Below are 14,628 nucleotides of genomic sequence, written 5' to 3'. Positions count from 1 at the left end.
CTCATTACATGCCTGCAAAAAGAAAAAGCCAGGAATATTATATCCTGACTTGAATACCATGAATAACTAAACAAACAGTTGATTCTCTTTCAATAGAAATGATTCTTGATCTGTTCATCCACATTATACAATTCTATATTAACCAGAATACTTTTCTTCCTGGTTTCATAATACGAAAAAGAGCTAATCGAAAAAGCGTACTTATCTGCTTCTAATGCTTCTAAATAATATTTTGCTTTTTCTATATTTTTCTTTTCGAGCATAGTTGCTCCCAAGTTATAATTGATGACAAAATTAATATCATATTTCATAAATGGAGCAAGATTTTCAAGCTTTTTAAAATACTTTACAGACTCATTAGAATTGCTTAATTCCAAAGAACATAGTCCCAAGAGAAGAAGACAGCCATACATTAGATTAATGTTACAGTTTTCACAGGCCAATTCATAACATTTTTTTGTGCCCATATAAGCTTCGTTTATGTTCCCACTATGAAACAAATCATCACAATAAAAATAGCTCAACCATCCATATCTGTCACCATCAATAATTTTTTTGAAATCTCTGAGTCTATTATTGGTATTCTTGTATCTTATAATCTTTAATAAATTATAAAAATATAACTCGTTAAAATCCCCAAACTCAATCACTTCGCTTATCAAATCTAAGGCTTCCTCATCAATATCTTTATTATTTATATGATATAAATCAAAGTTAGAAAAGAGTTTTGCAATATAGAAAAAGAGAATATATTCCGAATGAAGATAATTAGATTGCTCCTTCTCTATTTTTGCCATTAAATCTGATCTATCCAAATTTAACATAAGTCTTTGTATAAATAACTCTTTTAAAGGCTTAAGACGATTTGTATTTGCTTCTAAAATATCAATATTGATATTGCTCAATCTTTCTAATATTTGATTGATAATCTTAGGATTAATATTACTTTTGTTATTTTCTATTTTACTCAATGTTGAAGGGGTACATATTCCATCGCATAATTCTGAGATTGATTTTTTCTGTAGATATCGATTAATTTTTATATATTTACCGTAATTTACCATATACATTCATCTCCAAAAAAATATTTATAATATATATTCGATTTTATCATAGATCCGCTTTTCAAAAAATTGAATTTCAATATTTTACTATCAATGAAAAACTATTGTTTTTTTGAAATGTTCAAAAGAGTCGTTTGTCATAAGCAAAAAGTCATTTTTAATACTTATAAAATTGAAAGGTATTATTAGTTTTATGCCATTAGCGCTTTTTTTACTGATTTGAAAATAATTTAAAAAGTATAAATAAGGAAATAATTCTCGAAATATTGATTTAAAACGTGTATAAATAGGATTGATATTGGAAAATATTTTAAAAATATTAACAGTGAAATGATTGATAGAATGCTGAAGTAGCATATTATACGAATGATTATATATGTAAATCATGTTACTTAAACCAACATGTGGTAGTGGTTGCCATTGAAAACAATCAATCAAGCCAAAAAGAAATTATTAACCTAATAGAATTGTTTATAAAGAATTTATTGGAGGAAAATGCATATGGAGTATAAAAGAAATATATATTTATTCTTAATCTTTGATTTTTTAACGAATTTATCACCATTAAGCTTTATTTATGCGCTTTTTCTTAAGCAACAAAATATGTCTTTAACACAAATTGGATTTATTATTTCAGTGTATCAGATTTCAAAACTTATTTTTGAAGTTCCAAGTGGTGTTTTTTCTGATAAATATGGTAGAAAAACATGTGCTTATATTGGACAGGTTTCACTAATTGTTTTTTTGATCTCTACTCTTATTACACGTTCATATAACTCCTTTTTATTGATTTCTATCATTCGAGGAATCTCTTTTGCGTTTTTATCTGGAACTGCTGACTGTATTTTTAGTGAGTCTATTTTAAAATGTTTTCCAGATAAAATGGATTACTACATGGGCATCGATAAAATATTGTTCTATTGTAGTATCGGATTGTCTAGTATAATTGGTGGCTTTTTGGCTAGATATAGCTATGCTACTGTATTCTACTTTGATGTCGCTATACAAATTATATGCTTTATTTTTATATTTATATTTAAAGAAACACGGATGTTCAATAACAATCAGATAAAAGAACCTAAAGAGTGTTTTCGATTTTTTCGTGGTTTTGATTTTTTTAATTACAAAGTTATATATTTGATTCTGTTACCTGCAATTTTAGCAATATGCTTCCTTCCTTATGAGGATTATTATTCTGTATTACTAAAGTCACATAACATCACTGAAAACGTAATTGGTTTTATGTTCAGTTGTGTAATGTTCTCACAATCGGTATTTGGAATTTGTGCTCAAAAAATTAATTCTAAACTAGGATATGACTTTAGTGTTAGAAAACTGCCTTTTATTATAGTAACTTTATTTATAATAATGTCTATTTTTCAAGGACATATATTATTATCCTGGCTACTTTATGTTTGTTGTGCAAGTTTAATGAGCATTAATAATATTTCATACAATTCATGTCTTCAAAAAAGTATAGAAGATACAAATCGTGGTACGATTCTCTCTTTACGTAGTTTATTGATTGCTATAACAGGCATGCTTATTTCTCCATTGGTTGGACATTTTTCTGATATATATGGATTTTCTACAACATTTTTGTGTTGCGGAATGATTTGTTTAAGTTTGTTATTTATAACTTCTATATTGGCCAAAAAAATATGATTTTTCTTTAAACAACGGATCTATGATAATTTTTTGACCATTGCATATTTTATTGTGTTAGGCTGATTCACTCCCATTCTTTAATGGTGATAGTGCTAGATATTAAAATGCTTGTACTCAATATGTACTCACAGTGACTCCAAAATGAGTACAAAATATACGTAAAAGATTTGGAATATAAAATAATACAGGAAATAATTGTATAAATGACCATATAATGTATATGTTGTATGGATTTAAAAGTACACAAAATTGAGTTCGAATAATATCAAAAGTTGAAAAAGTCCTTTATTCAAGGGCTTTTTTTAATGTCTCAAGTGGCGCTGAAAACGTTTTGAAAACGTATTTTGTATTTGGTGCCTTAACTAAAGGCTTTCATAAGGGTCCAAAATCGTACTTTTCAGTGAAAAACAGGTAAAATTGACCGATTTTAGATAAAAATCAGCTTATTTTTTAGCTTAAATCGCTGAAATTTGGCTAAGCGGTTTGGAGGGCCAAAGTAATCATTTCATCGTCTGCATCGTTATCAATTTTAGTTCCATACAAGTTAATGAACCGAATAAGTTCATCTTGTAGGCTTCTGAATACATATGGATTACCATATACGGCTATCTCTTTTCCGAGTAATGAATTGACTATAAAATCTTGTTTTGTAAGTCCGGACATCAGTACTCTTCTATCTAATAGTTCTGCTTCCTCTTTTGACATTCTGAATGAAATAATTTTATTTCTCAAACGTCCTTTCTGATCCAGGTTCTTCTTGCTCATCTTTTTCACCATTTCTTGAAATGTTTAATTTTTTGGCAATCATTAGATCTTTATTAGGAAACATATGTGCGTATCGATAGGTTACTTTCACACTTTCATGTCCAACACGATTTGCGATATCTACTGCACTGAATCCCATTTCAATCAGCATAGATACATGGGAATGTCTTAAATCATGGATACGTATTCTTTTAACATCGGTTTCTCTGCATCCTCGATCTATTTCATGATGAAGACCAGATTTAGTGATTGTAAAGATGCGATCATCAACTTTTAAGTAGGGGAGTCTAGAGATATAATCTTGCATTTCTTCGGCTAGAAAATCAGGAAGTGTTAATACACGATTACTTTTTCTGGTTTTAGGTGTTGTGATAACGTCTTTGCCTTTAATGCGCTGATATGATTTGTTGATTCTTAAAGTTTTCTTTTCAAAATCAAAATCTTCAGCTATTAAGGCAAGCAGTTCACCAAGACGTATGCCACACCAATACAAGATTTCAAATGCATGATAACTTTCTTCTTTATTCATCATTGCTCTAGAGAAAGTAAGATATTCTTCCTTAGTCCAGAACTTCATTTCACCAAGATAGGGAACGATATGATGATAAAAGATATTTTGTTTGGTCATCAACGTATTTTCTTTAATACGATATTCCATTGATTCTAGATAGATTTCAACAAAGTTCTTAAATAAGATGTCAGTGCTATCTTTCTTTTTGTCAATGAATAAGGATTCATATCTTTGAGCATCATGTTTTGTAGTTTGTTTAGCTTTGCCAGTCCAATCTTTATATCTTGTGACAACAAACCAAGTATTTCTTTGCTTATCTCTGTATACGGACATACTTGCTATCCTTTGTTTCATCGTCCTTGCCAAAGAAACGTTCATAGAAATAAGTACTAACAACTCTTCCTTTGATAGTTAGATATCCTTTTTTCTCTAGTTCTTCATTTAGTTGGCAGATATATCTATGTGCATATGAAGTTGATCTCCCCATGATTTCTCCGACTTCTTTTGCTGATAAAAATCTTTTTTCTTGCATAAAACATTTCTCCTTTCAATGATGTTATAGATGATTTTGAAAATACATTCACACATGCAAACCATGTTTATGAAGTGCAAGACTCGTTTTGATTTGATAATCAATCCTTGCCATTTGTCTTTTATCGAGCTTTGTAATTCTTTTTATTAATCGTGATTTATCAATGACTTTGATTTGTTCTAACATGACAATGGATTGGTATTTTAAATCTTTGTTGTAGCGAATTAAATAATGTGTTGGAAGATGTGCTTTGGAATTAACCTTACTAGTTAAACACGCAACAATTGTTGTTGGACTATGTTTATTTCCTAGGTTATTTTGAATCACTAATACAGGTCTTACTCTAGCTTGTTCACTTCCATAGGCATCATTTAAATTGGCTAAATAAATTTCTCCTCGTTTAACTTTCATATTCGAAGCTCTCTTTCTAATATGTAAAACCAGGATTGCTCCTGGTTGATATTTAATAATTAGTATTTATCGTGTTTCCTATTTATCACCTGATTACCCGAAAACAAGGGAATCCTACTCGACAAGATGTTCGCAATTCATCTTTCATTGGAGTTGCACCAACCCATCTTACGCGTGGGCCTGTCGCTAGAAGTATCATTATCTTATATATTGTCATGGCACAATCAGCATCATTGTTTATCAATCTAAAGTATCATCGCTCGTTAAAAACATCATCGCGCAGTAGTGGAATAGCTCGAATATATAAGTGCTGTATCGAATAGTTGTTATTGAGTTTTCAAAGAGCTATAGCTATATAAGAGAATATTTTTTTCCTTCACCCTATGAGCCAATTGAAATACTCAATAATTGCACACTTTTCATTATTTTTTAGATTTATATACTTTTTCTAGTTTGGATAGTCTTCTTGATATCGTATATCTAGGAATACCAGTAATTTCGGATATTTCTTTTCCGGTATACCCACGATACATTAAAAAGACAATGAGTTGAACCTCAAATCCAAATTCTTCTAAAGCTTTTGCAAGAGCTATACTATGAATTGAATTCATAAAATCTTCTACTGTTGGTATTTCTGCTGTTGCATTATCACATACGTATTCAAAAAATTATCAGATGGTTGTAGCGCATGTTCATAGAATCTATGATCTGAATTAAAAATCATGCGATCATAATCATAGATAAGTTTGATTTTGTCTTCTGTCAAACCATTCATTCTGATGAATTTTTCATCCCTTTCTTTCCATTTTTTAAATCTGTTTTCTTCACTTCTGTGGTTTTTAAATCTTGTCATTTCATCTTTCTCCTTTTAAAATCACACTTTTGAAGGAAGTAACCCTTCATATATGAGCCGACGAAAACAACAAAAAATTGCATTATCGAAGAAATTTATAAACAAATTAGATGAAGAGAATCCCTTCTTCTAATTTGACAATGAAAATAAAAAACCAGATCAACTGTCTGAATAAACAGAGATCTGGTTTTTAGGTATGACTATTAATGTAAACCTTATAAAGAAGGATTGAGTAAAATTGTTGAAAATTAAAAATTGAACAATATTAGATATTAATTCCTTTTATCTAGATGAAATATAACAAAAAAGTTATATTCTTATTCAAATGTTTCCATGTTTCTTATATAATAGTACCTGGACGAAAAAGAGGGCTTATTATATGGAGATTAGTTATAATCCTTTATTTAAGTTATTAATTGATAAAGGAATGAAAAAAACAGATTTGGCTAAAGAAGCAGATTTAACTGCGGGAACTTTGGCTAAATTATCAAAACAACAAACCGTATCAATGGAAACATTAATCAAAATATGTAAATGTTTAAATTGTACATTTGATGATATTGTTGAAATTATTTATGACTAAAAGGAGTTTTTATGAAATATAGTGTAATAGATTTATTTTGTGGTTGTGGTGGATTGAGTGAGGGATTCAAACTTGCTGGATTTAATATAATTGGTGGAATAGACTTTAATCAAAAGGCTATTGAAACTTACCAAAAAAATTTCAAAAATTCTAAAGCAATTTGTACAGATTTATTGAATTTTAGTGAAGAAGACATCAAATCTTGTTTTCCAAATCTCAACCAGGTTGATGTGATAATTGGTGGACCACCTTGTCAGGGATTTTCATCTGCAAACAGACATAAAATGGAAGGTGATGATCCAAGAAATAAATTATTTTTTGAATTTGTTAAATTTGTTGATTTGGCTAAGCCAAAAGTTGTTCTTATTGAAAATGTTCGTGGAATTATTACCAATAACAATGGTTATGCCAAAAATAGAATTTATGAAATTTTTGAAGAACGTGGTTACAATGTTACTCACAAAATACTAGATGCTTCTGAATATGGTGTACCACAAAAAAGATTAAGGAACTTCTTTGTTATCACTAAAAACTTAGAAAAATTTAATTTTGATAGTTTAAAAAAAGCAAAACATACTGTTACTGTTAGTGAAGCAATCTCTGAATTATATGATTTTGATGATGCAACTGGTGTTGTGAATTTACCTAATACACCAAAAACTAAATATCAAAAATACTTAAGAAATAAAAATAATATCATTTACAACCATGATGTAAGATACCCTGCTGAAAAGGTGCAACACCGTATTTCCTTTGTACCTCAAGGTGGAAATTGGAAAAATGTACCTGCAGAATTATGGCCATCTGATCGGAAAAATAGACATTCCTCTGCATATAAACGCTTAAAGGAAGATGATGTTTCTGTAACAATAGACACGGGAAATAATCACAGTAATTATTTTCATCCGAAATACAACCGAATACCTACTGTAAGAGAAGCTGCTCGACTTCAATCTTTCCCGGATGATTTTATATTTTTAGGTAATAGATCCGATCAATATCGTCAAGTAGGTAATGCAGTACCCCCATTACTTGCAAAATCTATTGCTGAAGCAATTAAGGAGTTGTTAGATAATGAACAATAAAATTATTGATTTATTTTGTGGCTGTGGTGGATTGAGTAAAGGATTTGAAAAAGCAGGATTTGAAGTTAAAATTGCGATAGATATGTGGGAAGATGCAGTTATAACTTACAATAGAAATCATAAAAAGCCAGTTGCTCAATGTCATGATATTCATACTTGGGATGATAAATATCTAGATGAAATAAAAAAAGAAAGTATCGTTGGTATTATTGGAGGACCTCCATGCCAAGGATATAGCACTGTTGGAACAAGAAATATAAATGATCCTAGAAATCATTTATATTTAGAGTACTGTCGAATTGTAGAAAAAATACAACCTGAATTCTTTGTTATAGAAAATGTGAAAGGGTTACTAACATTAGCAAATGGTGCATTTAAAGATGATATTATAAATAGGTTTAGCAAGCTCGGTTATAACGTGACTTATCAAATTTTAAATGCAGCTGATTATGGGGTACCTCAAAATCGTTACAGAGTATTTTTTGTTGGAATGAAAAATAGTCATCAATTTAAATTTCCTGAAAAATTTAATTACAAGATTACAACTTATGAAGCACTTTCGGATTTGCCTTCTTTAGAAGATGGTATTACAAAAACAACGTACTTATACCCAGCAACTAACCCATATCAGAAAAAAATGCGCCAAAAACAACCGATATTATCCAACCATGAACCAACTAATCATACGGATGCAACAAAAAATATTATTTCCAAAATAGCTGATGGAGGTAGTATAAAAGATTTATCTGAAGAATATTGGGAAATTAGAAAATATAACAAAGCTTTTCAAAGGATGAATAGCAAGTCTCAATCAAATACAGTTGATACAGGGCATAGAAATTATTTTCACTACAAAGAAAATAGAATTCCATCAGTTAGAGAAAATGCTAGACTACAATCATTCCCTGATGATTTTGTGTTTTATGGTTCAAAAACAAGTCAATATAAACAAGTTGGAAATGCGGTTCCACCTCTTCTCGCATATGCTATTGCAAAACAAATCAAGGAGGAATTAGATAATGAAAGTTGAGGGATGTAGTAATCCTGGATTATCGTTTACACAAAAATATAAAAAAGCAATTATTAATATTTATGATTTTTTACATAATGACTGTACTTCAGGAAAATATGATTATTCTGTATTTCAAAATTTGATAAGTTCTTCTATCTCAAGTGATAATTCAGAAATAAGAATGATTATTCCATTTTTAATAAAACTTGGGGTAATTAACCATGAAAATATAATAAAAGGTGGATCACGTATAAGAGAAATTATAGTGAATGATTCTTTGTTTACTCTGGAAGGAATTTGTTTTATTTCCTTTTTAAAAATCGAATTGAAAAGCGATGACTTAAGTGAAGAACAACAATTAATTGTTAGAAGAATATATGCAAAATTTGGAGTAATTTTATTCAATTATTTACTTGTCTCTGATGATGAAATATATAGAGATTTATATTCTTTTTTAAAGAAATATGAAACTATTGACAAAAACGAATTTTTCATTTTAACAGATTGTAGAAAAAAAGATCGGATGGATATGTTAGATAACATCATAAACAATTACAGATCAAAAATAATTTCTCCAAATGATATTGAGCCAATAAGCAACATTAATTCATTTCAATATATAACAAGTTTTTTGTTACAACTAAACATTTTGAAAAAAAATCATGATGATACGCTATCACTTAGTTATTTAATAAAAAAAATGGAGGGGTATGACAATGCAAATAGATAACAGTAAAGTTTTAACAAGTATACTGAATGATGTAAACCAATTAAAAACCAGTCTTGAAAAAGTGAATACAAATAATAACGACATATCAGGCATTGGATACAACAAAATTTTTTATGGTATTCCTGGATGTGGGAAAAGCTATAAGATTGATGCAATGTTAAATCATAAACCTGAATTTGTAGATGAAGCAATTAAAAATAAAATTGCAAAAAAGGCTGATGAGTCTGATATTATAAGAACAACATTCTATTTAGATTATTCTAATAGCGATTTTATCGGACAAATTTATCCATGCGTTGAAAAAGTGGAAGTGAACAATGATGATGGTTCAGTTGATTACAAAAGTATAGTGACTTACAAAAGAATCCCTGGACCATTCACTAAAGCATTACTACGAGCCTATCAACACTTAATTGATAAAGATAATTCCCAAGTGTATTTGATTATTGAAGAAATAAATAGAGGAAATGCCGCTGCAATCTTTGGTGATACTTTCCAATTATTGGATCGTAAAAATGGTGATAGTGAATATCCAATTAATAATGAATTCATTGAATCCTATTTAAAAGAAAATTTAAAGAATATTGAAAGTTTACCTTCAAACTATAATTTAGAGAGAATTATGATTCCGCACAATTTAACAATATTTGCGACAATGAATACAAGTGATCAAAATGTATTCCCTCTTGATACAGCTTTTAAGAGAAGGTGGAATCGAGAAAGAATAACAAATGATTGGGAAAATGTTGGACACATTAAAGATATGTATGTTCCTTATACTGATATCACTTGGGAGAATTTTGCAAAAACAATAAATAAAGAGATGATTAGTCAAAGCATAAAAAAAGATGCACCTATTTCTGAAGACAAGCAAATGGGAGCTTATTTTGCTAATGAGGACATGTTGACTGATGGACCAATGGAAAAAGATGATGTCAAATTAAGTAATTTTGAAAATAATATATTAGATTATTTATACAATGATGTTACAAAATTTGATCATTCTATTCTCTTTGAAAAGCAGTTAAATTCCATTGATAATATATATGAAAGAATTAATTTATATATAGATGCAATCAACGAAACTGGAGCAGAACAAGCAGAAAGTAAATGTGTTTTTAATAAAGTGTTTGTAGATGAAATAACTGAACAAATGCTTGGATTTGTAACAAAAGCAGATGATAGCGATGATTAAACAAATTAATGTTATTCCAGTAGAAAAATCAAATGATTTTGTTGGAATTAAGTTCGAAAATAACTCTGTAAATCTATTTGTTCCACAAGTATTTCGTCAAGACGAAAATAGAAAACAAGACCTATTATTATTTTTGAAATCTTTATCTATTGCAAAATCATCAGAAAAAGAGTCTGTAAAAACAGGTAAAAAAGTAAATAATGAAGTTTGGCCTATTGATTCATATTTATGGATTATTCATGATTATCTTGAAAATGGATTCTATTATAATCGTGAAAAAGTATATTCAAAGTCGAATAGTGGAAAAATCGAATGGAAAAAAATTTTAAAACAAGTTCCTATTTATTCGGATGGTAATATTATTTATGATAAATTAATTACTTCAAAAATGACTGCTTCAAATGATATTGTGGCACAAACATACAAACTATGTTTAAAACAAAGTCTTGAAAGAATCGGATGGATATTTAATTATAATTTCTATGTTGAAATCCAACAGTTATTTTCAGTGAATGAAATGATTAATTCAATTAAAAAAGGGTTAAATCAAACATTCGATGATATTAAAAAATTAAGATATAATCATCTTTTAAAAATATTAAATAATTCGGATGGTAATAATTTAATCTCTAATGCATATTCCTATGGAATTGAAAACTATTATTATGTTTTTGAAACTATGATAGATAAACTATTTGATGGTCTAAAGGAAAATGAAAAGAAAAAATATAATCCAAACGGTTATTGGCAATTGAATAATCAGAAAGCAAAAAAAGCATCAGAATTAAGGCCAGATACCATATTAAAGCGAAATGGTGCGACTTATATATTAGATGCAAAGATGTATCAGTATGGTGTTACACATGATGTAAAGGATTTACCAGAAACACAATCAATTCAAAAGCAAATTACATATGGAGATCATGCTTATCATAATCATAAATTACATGATACTAAAGTTAGAAATGCTTTTATATTGCCGTACAATAAAAAGCTAGAAATATTTGTAGAAGATCCTAATACTTTAAAGTACAATGATGGAAATCTTGCTTATTTCGGACAAGCTTATACCGACTGGCGTGATGGTGATCAACAAAAAGATTATGAAAAGGTATATGCATTCGGAATAGATTTTAATTATTTGCTAAGAAATTATAAAACTATTGATACTGACATAATTAACAATTTGTGTACTGTAATAGAGGAAAGAATAAAAGAACAAACAGACGAGGGGGCTGATAATTAATGCGTTTATTGAATACAAAAAGTATTCTTGATTGCAATGAGCTTGAAGAAGAAAAGCACAATCAAGAAAATCAAGATCTTTTATCAAAGCTTTCAAATTATCCAAATTATGATTGTGCTGCAATTATAAAATATTTTGATGAAGCTAACAAAGATAAAGAACCAATTATTAAATCGTGTAATTTACATAATTGTGATGAGATGATTAATTATATAGATTCAAAGAATGGTGTTGATATTGCAATTGTTGAAGACTATTTAACTTTTATTGTATATGGTCAAGGATATTTTATTGATAATATATCTTATCAAACTCAAACAGGAATACAAATAAGGCCTTATGATTCTAAACGTGATTTCATTTTTTTGAACATTTCAAAGGATATAGTTTTATGACGGCTAATAGAAGAGCTAGTGCTGTCCTATTTGGGTTTGATTTTCAAGTCAATGCAGCAATCATTTTATTATTAGAAAATATATCTGAGCTTAATTGTGTTCGTCTTGAAAGTAATTATGAAGATATAGACATAACTTTGAACAATAATCACCATATATTGGCACAAGCAAAAGCAGTTGAAAAAAGTAGTACTGATTTTCGAAACGTGCGGAAAAATTTAGAAAAAGCTTTGCACTCGTTATCTGAAGGTAGTGAAAAAATAAAAACGAACAAATTGATCTTAATCACTAATTCCCCTAATCCTTTAAATGAAGAGAATTCAAAAAGTATTTTTTATGGTGATGCTCATAGAAGTTATGGCAGTTTGCCAGATAGTTCAAAGAAAATAATAAATAGTTATTTAAATAATGTTCCTTGTCCATTAGATTTAAATCAATTTTCTATTCAGATACTTCCATTTGAAACAGATGATGAAAATGAACGGTATAAGGTAGTTACACAAAAAATTAATGATTTTATTGGTGAATTAAAATTAAAAGATCCTGGATTAGGGAAACAATTATTCAAAATATGGAAAGATAATATATTTACAAATGGTTCAAAAAAAAGATGTTTCTATTGTTTTATCGAAAAAGGATTTAATATGGCCAATTATTGTTGTTACTACCGATCTCGAAAAGATTGGAAATGATTTTGAAGAAATCTGCGAGGAAGTTGATTATGATGAAATTGTAAGACAGTATAAATCATTTATAGATACATGCTGTGAACAAGTGGAAATTTTTACAAAGATTGTTTATGACTTTAATATTTACAAAGTTCCTAATTCTGAAAAAGGAATAAAGAAAAAAATGGGTTATTTTTTAAAGAATCAATGGAAAAATTATGTTTCTATTTTTACCAATGATAATATGGATGCTGATACTTCAAAAGGTTTGACACAAGCAATAATATATAGCATTTTAAAACGAAGATATGAAATTGATAGAATTAAGAACGGGGTGAATTTATGATTATTAAATCTATAAATATTACTGAAGGTTTTTTTAATCGTAAAATAAAATTTCAAGATGGAATCAATTTGATATTTAGCAAAAAAAATAGTTGTGGGAAAACTACATTATTACGTTTTTTATTATATTCGCTTGGTTATAATATACCAAATACAAAAAATATTAAATTTGAGTTATGTGAAGTTGAAACTATTATAAATACTGAATACTTAGGTGATATTACGTTAAATAGATCTTCAAAAAATTCTATAAGTGCAAATATTAATGGGGAAGAATATACATACATTCTTCCTAGTGAACTTAACAAATTACATTCTATAATTTACCATACAGACAATAATAATTTACTAGATAATATTTTAGGTACGATTTACGTAGACCAAGAAAAGGGGTGGACTTTGCTTAATCGTGGGATAGTTATAGGTAGTCTTAGATTTAATATTGAAGATTTAATTAGAGGATTATCTAATATAGATTGTGATTCATTAATTGCAAAAGAAAGCCAATTAGCAAGAGAGTTAAATAAGTACAAGCAAATGTTTAGTGTTTCTCAATATCAAAAATCTATTGAAACTGAAGCAGGAGTATTATTTTCTGAAGATTACGATGAAAGATTAGAAACAAATATTCAAGAATTAACAATACAAAAAAATATATTAAAAAAAGAAATAAATCGAGTATCTAACACAATAAAGAAAAATAAACAATTTAAAAAATATATTGAAGAAATGAAAATATTAATAAAAGCCCCCAATGGTGATACTATTCCTGTAACATCAGATAATATTGTTGGATTTGATGATAATACTAACTATCTTGTTTCAAAACATAAAATGTTAGTTGCGGAATTGAGCACCCTTCTTAATGAAATAGAAAAGTTGGAATTTCAAAGAAAATATGATGAAGAACAAGTCGCTTTTCTGGAATCAGAAACGTTAACACAATCCTTCGATCGAAAAATATCAACATTACAACTTAGTGCACCATCTATACAAAGTGAAATAAAGAGATTAGAAAAAGAATTGAAAAATATCAGAAAAGAAATATCAAATAAAACAAGATCAAATACTGAGGTAATTGATTCTCTCTATACGAATGTTAATAAATATCTCACAGAATTAAAAGTAAACGATGATAAGAAAATTGACTTTACATATCTATTTACGTCTAATTTAAAAGAGCTATCTGGTGCGGTTTTACATAAAACAGTCTTTGCTTTCAAATTAGCATATATTTTGGAAGTAGAAAAAGCACTGAAAATAAAATTACCAATCATTTTGGATTCACCGAGTGGTAAGGAAGTTGATCAAAGTAATGTACAATTAATGATGGATATTTTAAAAAGAGATTTTTCTGCAAATCAGATTATTATTGCATCAATATTTACCTATAAATTTGATTCATCTAATATCATAACAATTAATAACAAATTAATTGAGAATATGGTAGATTTATAAACTTAAAGGAAGTTAATACATTAAAAAAATTTAATGAAGGAGATGTTGTTTACTTTATTCCCTCTTCTGTCTTTATCAAGAAAGCTACTGTTATTCGTAATGCTGGT

General features: G+C 28.3%; 18 protein-coding genes. 11 read left to right on the top strand and 7 right to left on the bottom strand.

Annotation, left to right across the window (positions count from 1 at the left end):
• Positions 1-89 precede the first annotated feature (89 nt).
• Positions 90-1,064: a helix-turn-helix domain-containing protein gene (locus H8911_RS06320; RefSeq protein ID WP_186999058.1), complete on the bottom strand. Its 975-nt coding sequence runs from the start codon at positions 1,062-1,064 to the stop codon at positions 90-92.
• A gap of 501 nt (positions 1,065-1,565) precedes the next feature.
• Between H8911_RS06320 and H8911_RS06315 the strand changes: the two genes are divergently transcribed.
• On the top strand, positions 1,566-2,729 hold the full coding sequence (locus tag H8911_RS06315) for an MFS transporter (protein ID WP_186999057.1): 1,164 nt from the start codon (positions 1,566-1,568) through the stop codon (positions 2,727-2,729).
• Between the two features lie 477 nt (positions 2,730-3,206).
• On the opposite strand, the gene H8911_RS06310 is transcribed toward H8911_RS06315, so the two are convergent.
• The 6 genes from H8911_RS06310 to H8911_RS06285 form a co-directional block, all read right to left on the bottom strand.
• Positions 3,207-3,497 (bottom strand): plasmid mobilization protein, encoded by a 291-nt coding sequence (locus H8911_RS06310; RefSeq protein WP_186999056.1) that lies wholly within the window; start codon positions 3,495-3,497, stop codon positions 3,207-3,209.
• Positions 3,454-4,341 (bottom strand): site-specific integrase, encoded by an 888-nt coding sequence (locus H8911_RS06305; protein WP_186999055.1) that lies wholly within the window; start codon positions 4,339-4,341, stop codon positions 3,454-3,456. The genes H8911_RS06310 and H8911_RS06305 overlap by 44 nt, the downstream gene beginning before the upstream one ends.
• Positions 4,322-4,540, bottom strand: coding sequence for a DNA-binding protein (locus tag H8911_RS06300; protein ID WP_176931834.1), 219 nt, complete (start codon positions 4,538-4,540; stop codon positions 4,322-4,324). Before H8911_RS06300 ends, H8911_RS06305 begins: the two co-directional genes overlap by 20 nt.
• Before the next feature lie 48 nt (positions 4,541-4,588).
• Positions 4,589-4,951, bottom strand: a complete 363-nt coding sequence (locus tag H8911_RS06295) for a type II toxin-antitoxin system PemK/MazF family toxin (protein ID WP_176931835.1) — start codon at positions 4,949-4,951, stop codon at positions 4,589-4,591.
• A gap of 422 nt (positions 4,952-5,373) precedes the next feature.
• Complete coding sequence (locus H8911_RS06290; protein WP_186999054.1) at positions 5,374-5,562, bottom strand: sigma-70 RNA polymerase sigma factor region 4 domain-containing protein; 189 nt, start codon at positions 5,560-5,562, stop codon at positions 5,374-5,376.
• A gap of 8 nt (positions 5,563-5,570) precedes the next feature.
• Positions 5,571-5,804: a hypothetical protein gene (locus tag H8911_RS06285; protein ID WP_186999053.1), complete on the bottom strand. Its 234-nt coding sequence runs from the start codon at positions 5,802-5,804 to the stop codon at positions 5,571-5,573.
• 379 nt (positions 5,805-6,183) lie between these two features.
• On the opposite strand from H8911_RS06285, the gene H8911_RS06280 reads away from it, so the two are divergent.
• Genes H8911_RS06280 through H8911_RS06240 form a run of 10 tightly spaced genes read left to right on the top strand, consistent with a single transcriptional unit; the run spans position 6,184 to position 14,521 of the window.
• On the top strand, positions 6,184-6,387 hold the full coding sequence (locus H8911_RS06280; protein WP_186999052.1) for a helix-turn-helix domain-containing protein: 204 nt from the start codon (positions 6,184-6,186) through the stop codon (positions 6,385-6,387).
• 11 nt (positions 6,388-6,398) lie between these two features.
• On the top strand, positions 6,399-7,472 hold the full coding sequence (locus tag H8911_RS06275) for a DNA cytosine methyltransferase (RefSeq protein ID WP_186999051.1): 1,074 nt from the start codon (positions 6,399-6,401) through the stop codon (positions 7,470-7,472).
• Entirely contained in the window at positions 7,462-8,502 is a 1,041-nt protein-coding gene (locus H8911_RS06270; protein WP_186999050.1) for a DNA cytosine methyltransferase, read from the top strand. The genes H8911_RS06275 and H8911_RS06270 overlap by 11 nt, the downstream gene beginning before the upstream one ends.
• Positions 8,492-9,214, top strand: coding sequence for a hypothetical protein (locus tag H8911_RS06265; RefSeq protein WP_186999049.1), 723 nt, complete (start codon positions 8,492-8,494; stop codon positions 9,212-9,214). The genes H8911_RS06270 and H8911_RS06265 overlap by 11 nt, the downstream gene beginning before the upstream one ends.
• Entirely contained in the window at positions 9,201-10,409 is a 1,209-nt protein-coding gene (locus tag H8911_RS06260) for a hypothetical protein (protein WP_186999048.1), read from the top strand. The genes H8911_RS06265 and H8911_RS06260 overlap by 14 nt, the downstream gene beginning before the upstream one ends.
• Positions 10,402-11,655 carry an LlaJI family restriction endonuclease gene (locus H8911_RS06255; protein ID WP_186999047.1) on the top strand — a complete coding sequence of 418 codons (1,254 nt, stop codon included), beginning with the start codon at positions 10,402-10,404 and terminating at the stop codon, positions 11,653-11,655. The genes H8911_RS06260 and H8911_RS06255 overlap by 8 nt, the downstream gene beginning before the upstream one ends.
• A complete protein-coding gene (locus H8911_RS06250) occupies positions 11,655-12,050 on the top strand; it encodes a hypothetical protein (RefSeq protein WP_186999046.1) in 396 nt (131 codons plus the stop codon). The genes H8911_RS06255 and H8911_RS06250 overlap by 1 nt, the downstream gene beginning before the upstream one ends.
• The gene (locus H8911_RS06245; RefSeq protein ID WP_222620977.1) at positions 12,047-12,742 is read left to right on the top strand and encodes a hypothetical protein; all 696 of its coding nucleotides are present in this window, start codon (positions 12,047-12,049) and stop codon (positions 12,740-12,742) included. The genes H8911_RS06250 and H8911_RS06245 overlap by 4 nt, the downstream gene beginning before the upstream one ends.
• On the top strand, positions 12,645-13,064 hold the full coding sequence (locus H8911_RS12470; protein WP_222620976.1) for a hypothetical protein: 420 nt from the start codon (positions 12,645-12,647) through the stop codon (positions 13,062-13,064). The genes H8911_RS06245 and H8911_RS12470 overlap by 98 nt, the downstream gene beginning before the upstream one ends.
• On the top strand, positions 13,061-14,521 hold the full coding sequence (locus tag H8911_RS06240) for a coiled-coil domain-containing protein (RefSeq protein ID WP_186999045.1): 1,461 nt from the start codon (positions 13,061-13,063) through the stop codon (positions 14,519-14,521). Before H8911_RS12470 ends, H8911_RS06240 begins: the two co-directional genes overlap by 4 nt.
• Positions 14,522-14,628 lie beyond the last annotated feature (107 nt).

Source organism: Holdemanella hominis (assembly GCF_014306155.1).
Classification (GTDB): domain Bacteria; phylum Bacillota_I; class Bacilli_A; order Erysipelotrichales; family Erysipelotrichaceae; genus Holdemanella; species Holdemanella hominis.
Note: the sequence above shows the minus strand (reverse complement) of the source record. Positions and strands in the feature narration are given on the sequence as shown.

Excerpts from the sequence above, each read along its gene's own strand:
- H8911_RS06320 (WP_186999058.1), bottom strand. The coding sequence starts at position 1,064 with ATGGTAAATTACGGTAAATATATAAAAATTAATCGATATCTACAGAAA.
- H8911_RS06315 (WP_186999057.1), top strand. The coding sequence starts at position 1,566 with ATGGAGTATAAAAGAAATATATATTTATTCTTAATCTTTGATTTTTTA.
- H8911_RS06310 (WP_186999056.1), bottom strand. The coding sequence starts at position 3,497 with ATGAGCAAGAAGAACCTGGATCAGAAAGGACGTTTGAGAAATAAAATT.
- H8911_RS06305 (WP_186999055.1), bottom strand. The coding sequence starts at position 4,341 with ATGTCCGTATACAGAGATAAGCAAAGAAATACTTGGTTTGTTGTCACA.
- H8911_RS06300 (WP_176931834.1), bottom strand. The coding sequence starts at position 4,540 with ATGCAAGAAAAAAGATTTTTATCAGCAAAAGAAGTCGGAGAAATCATG.
- H8911_RS06295 (WP_176931835.1), bottom strand. The coding sequence starts at position 4,951 with ATGAAAGTTAAACGAGGAGAAATTTATTTAGCCAATTTAAATGATGCC.
- H8911_RS06290 (WP_186999054.1), bottom strand. The coding sequence starts at position 5,562 with ATGAATTCAATTCATAGTATAGCTCTTGCAAAAGCTTTAGAAGAATTT.
- H8911_RS06285 (WP_186999053.1), bottom strand. The coding sequence starts at position 5,804 with ATGACAAGATTTAAAAACCACAGAAGTGAAGAAAACAGATTTAAAAAA.
- H8911_RS06280 (WP_186999052.1), top strand. The coding sequence starts at position 6,184 with ATGGAGATTAGTTATAATCCTTTATTTAAGTTATTAATTGATAAAGGA.
- H8911_RS06275 (WP_186999051.1), top strand. The coding sequence starts at position 6,399 with ATGAAATATAGTGTAATAGATTTATTTTGTGGTTGTGGTGGATTGAGT.
- H8911_RS06270 (WP_186999050.1), top strand. The coding sequence starts at position 7,462 with ATGAACAATAAAATTATTGATTTATTTTGTGGCTGTGGTGGATTGAGT.
- H8911_RS06265 (WP_186999049.1), top strand. The coding sequence starts at position 8,492 with ATGAAAGTTGAGGGATGTAGTAATCCTGGATTATCGTTTACACAAAAA.
- H8911_RS06260 (WP_186999048.1), top strand. The coding sequence starts at position 9,201 with ATGCAAATAGATAACAGTAAAGTTTTAACAAGTATACTGAATGATGTA.
- H8911_RS06255 (WP_186999047.1), top strand. The coding sequence starts at position 10,402 with ATGATTAAACAAATTAATGTTATTCCAGTAGAAAAATCAAATGATTTT.
- H8911_RS06250 (WP_186999046.1), top strand. The coding sequence starts at position 11,655 with ATGCGTTTATTGAATACAAAAAGTATTCTTGATTGCAATGAGCTTGAA.
- H8911_RS06245 (WP_222620977.1), top strand. The coding sequence starts at position 12,047 with ATGACGGCTAATAGAAGAGCTAGTGCTGTCCTATTTGGGTTTGATTTT.
- H8911_RS12470 (WP_222620976.1), top strand. The coding sequence starts at position 12,645 with ATGGTTCAAAAAAAAGATGTTTCTATTGTTTTATCGAAAAAGGATTTA.
- H8911_RS06240 (WP_186999045.1), top strand. The coding sequence starts at position 13,061 with ATGATTATTAAATCTATAAATATTACTGAAGGTTTTTTTAATCGTAAA.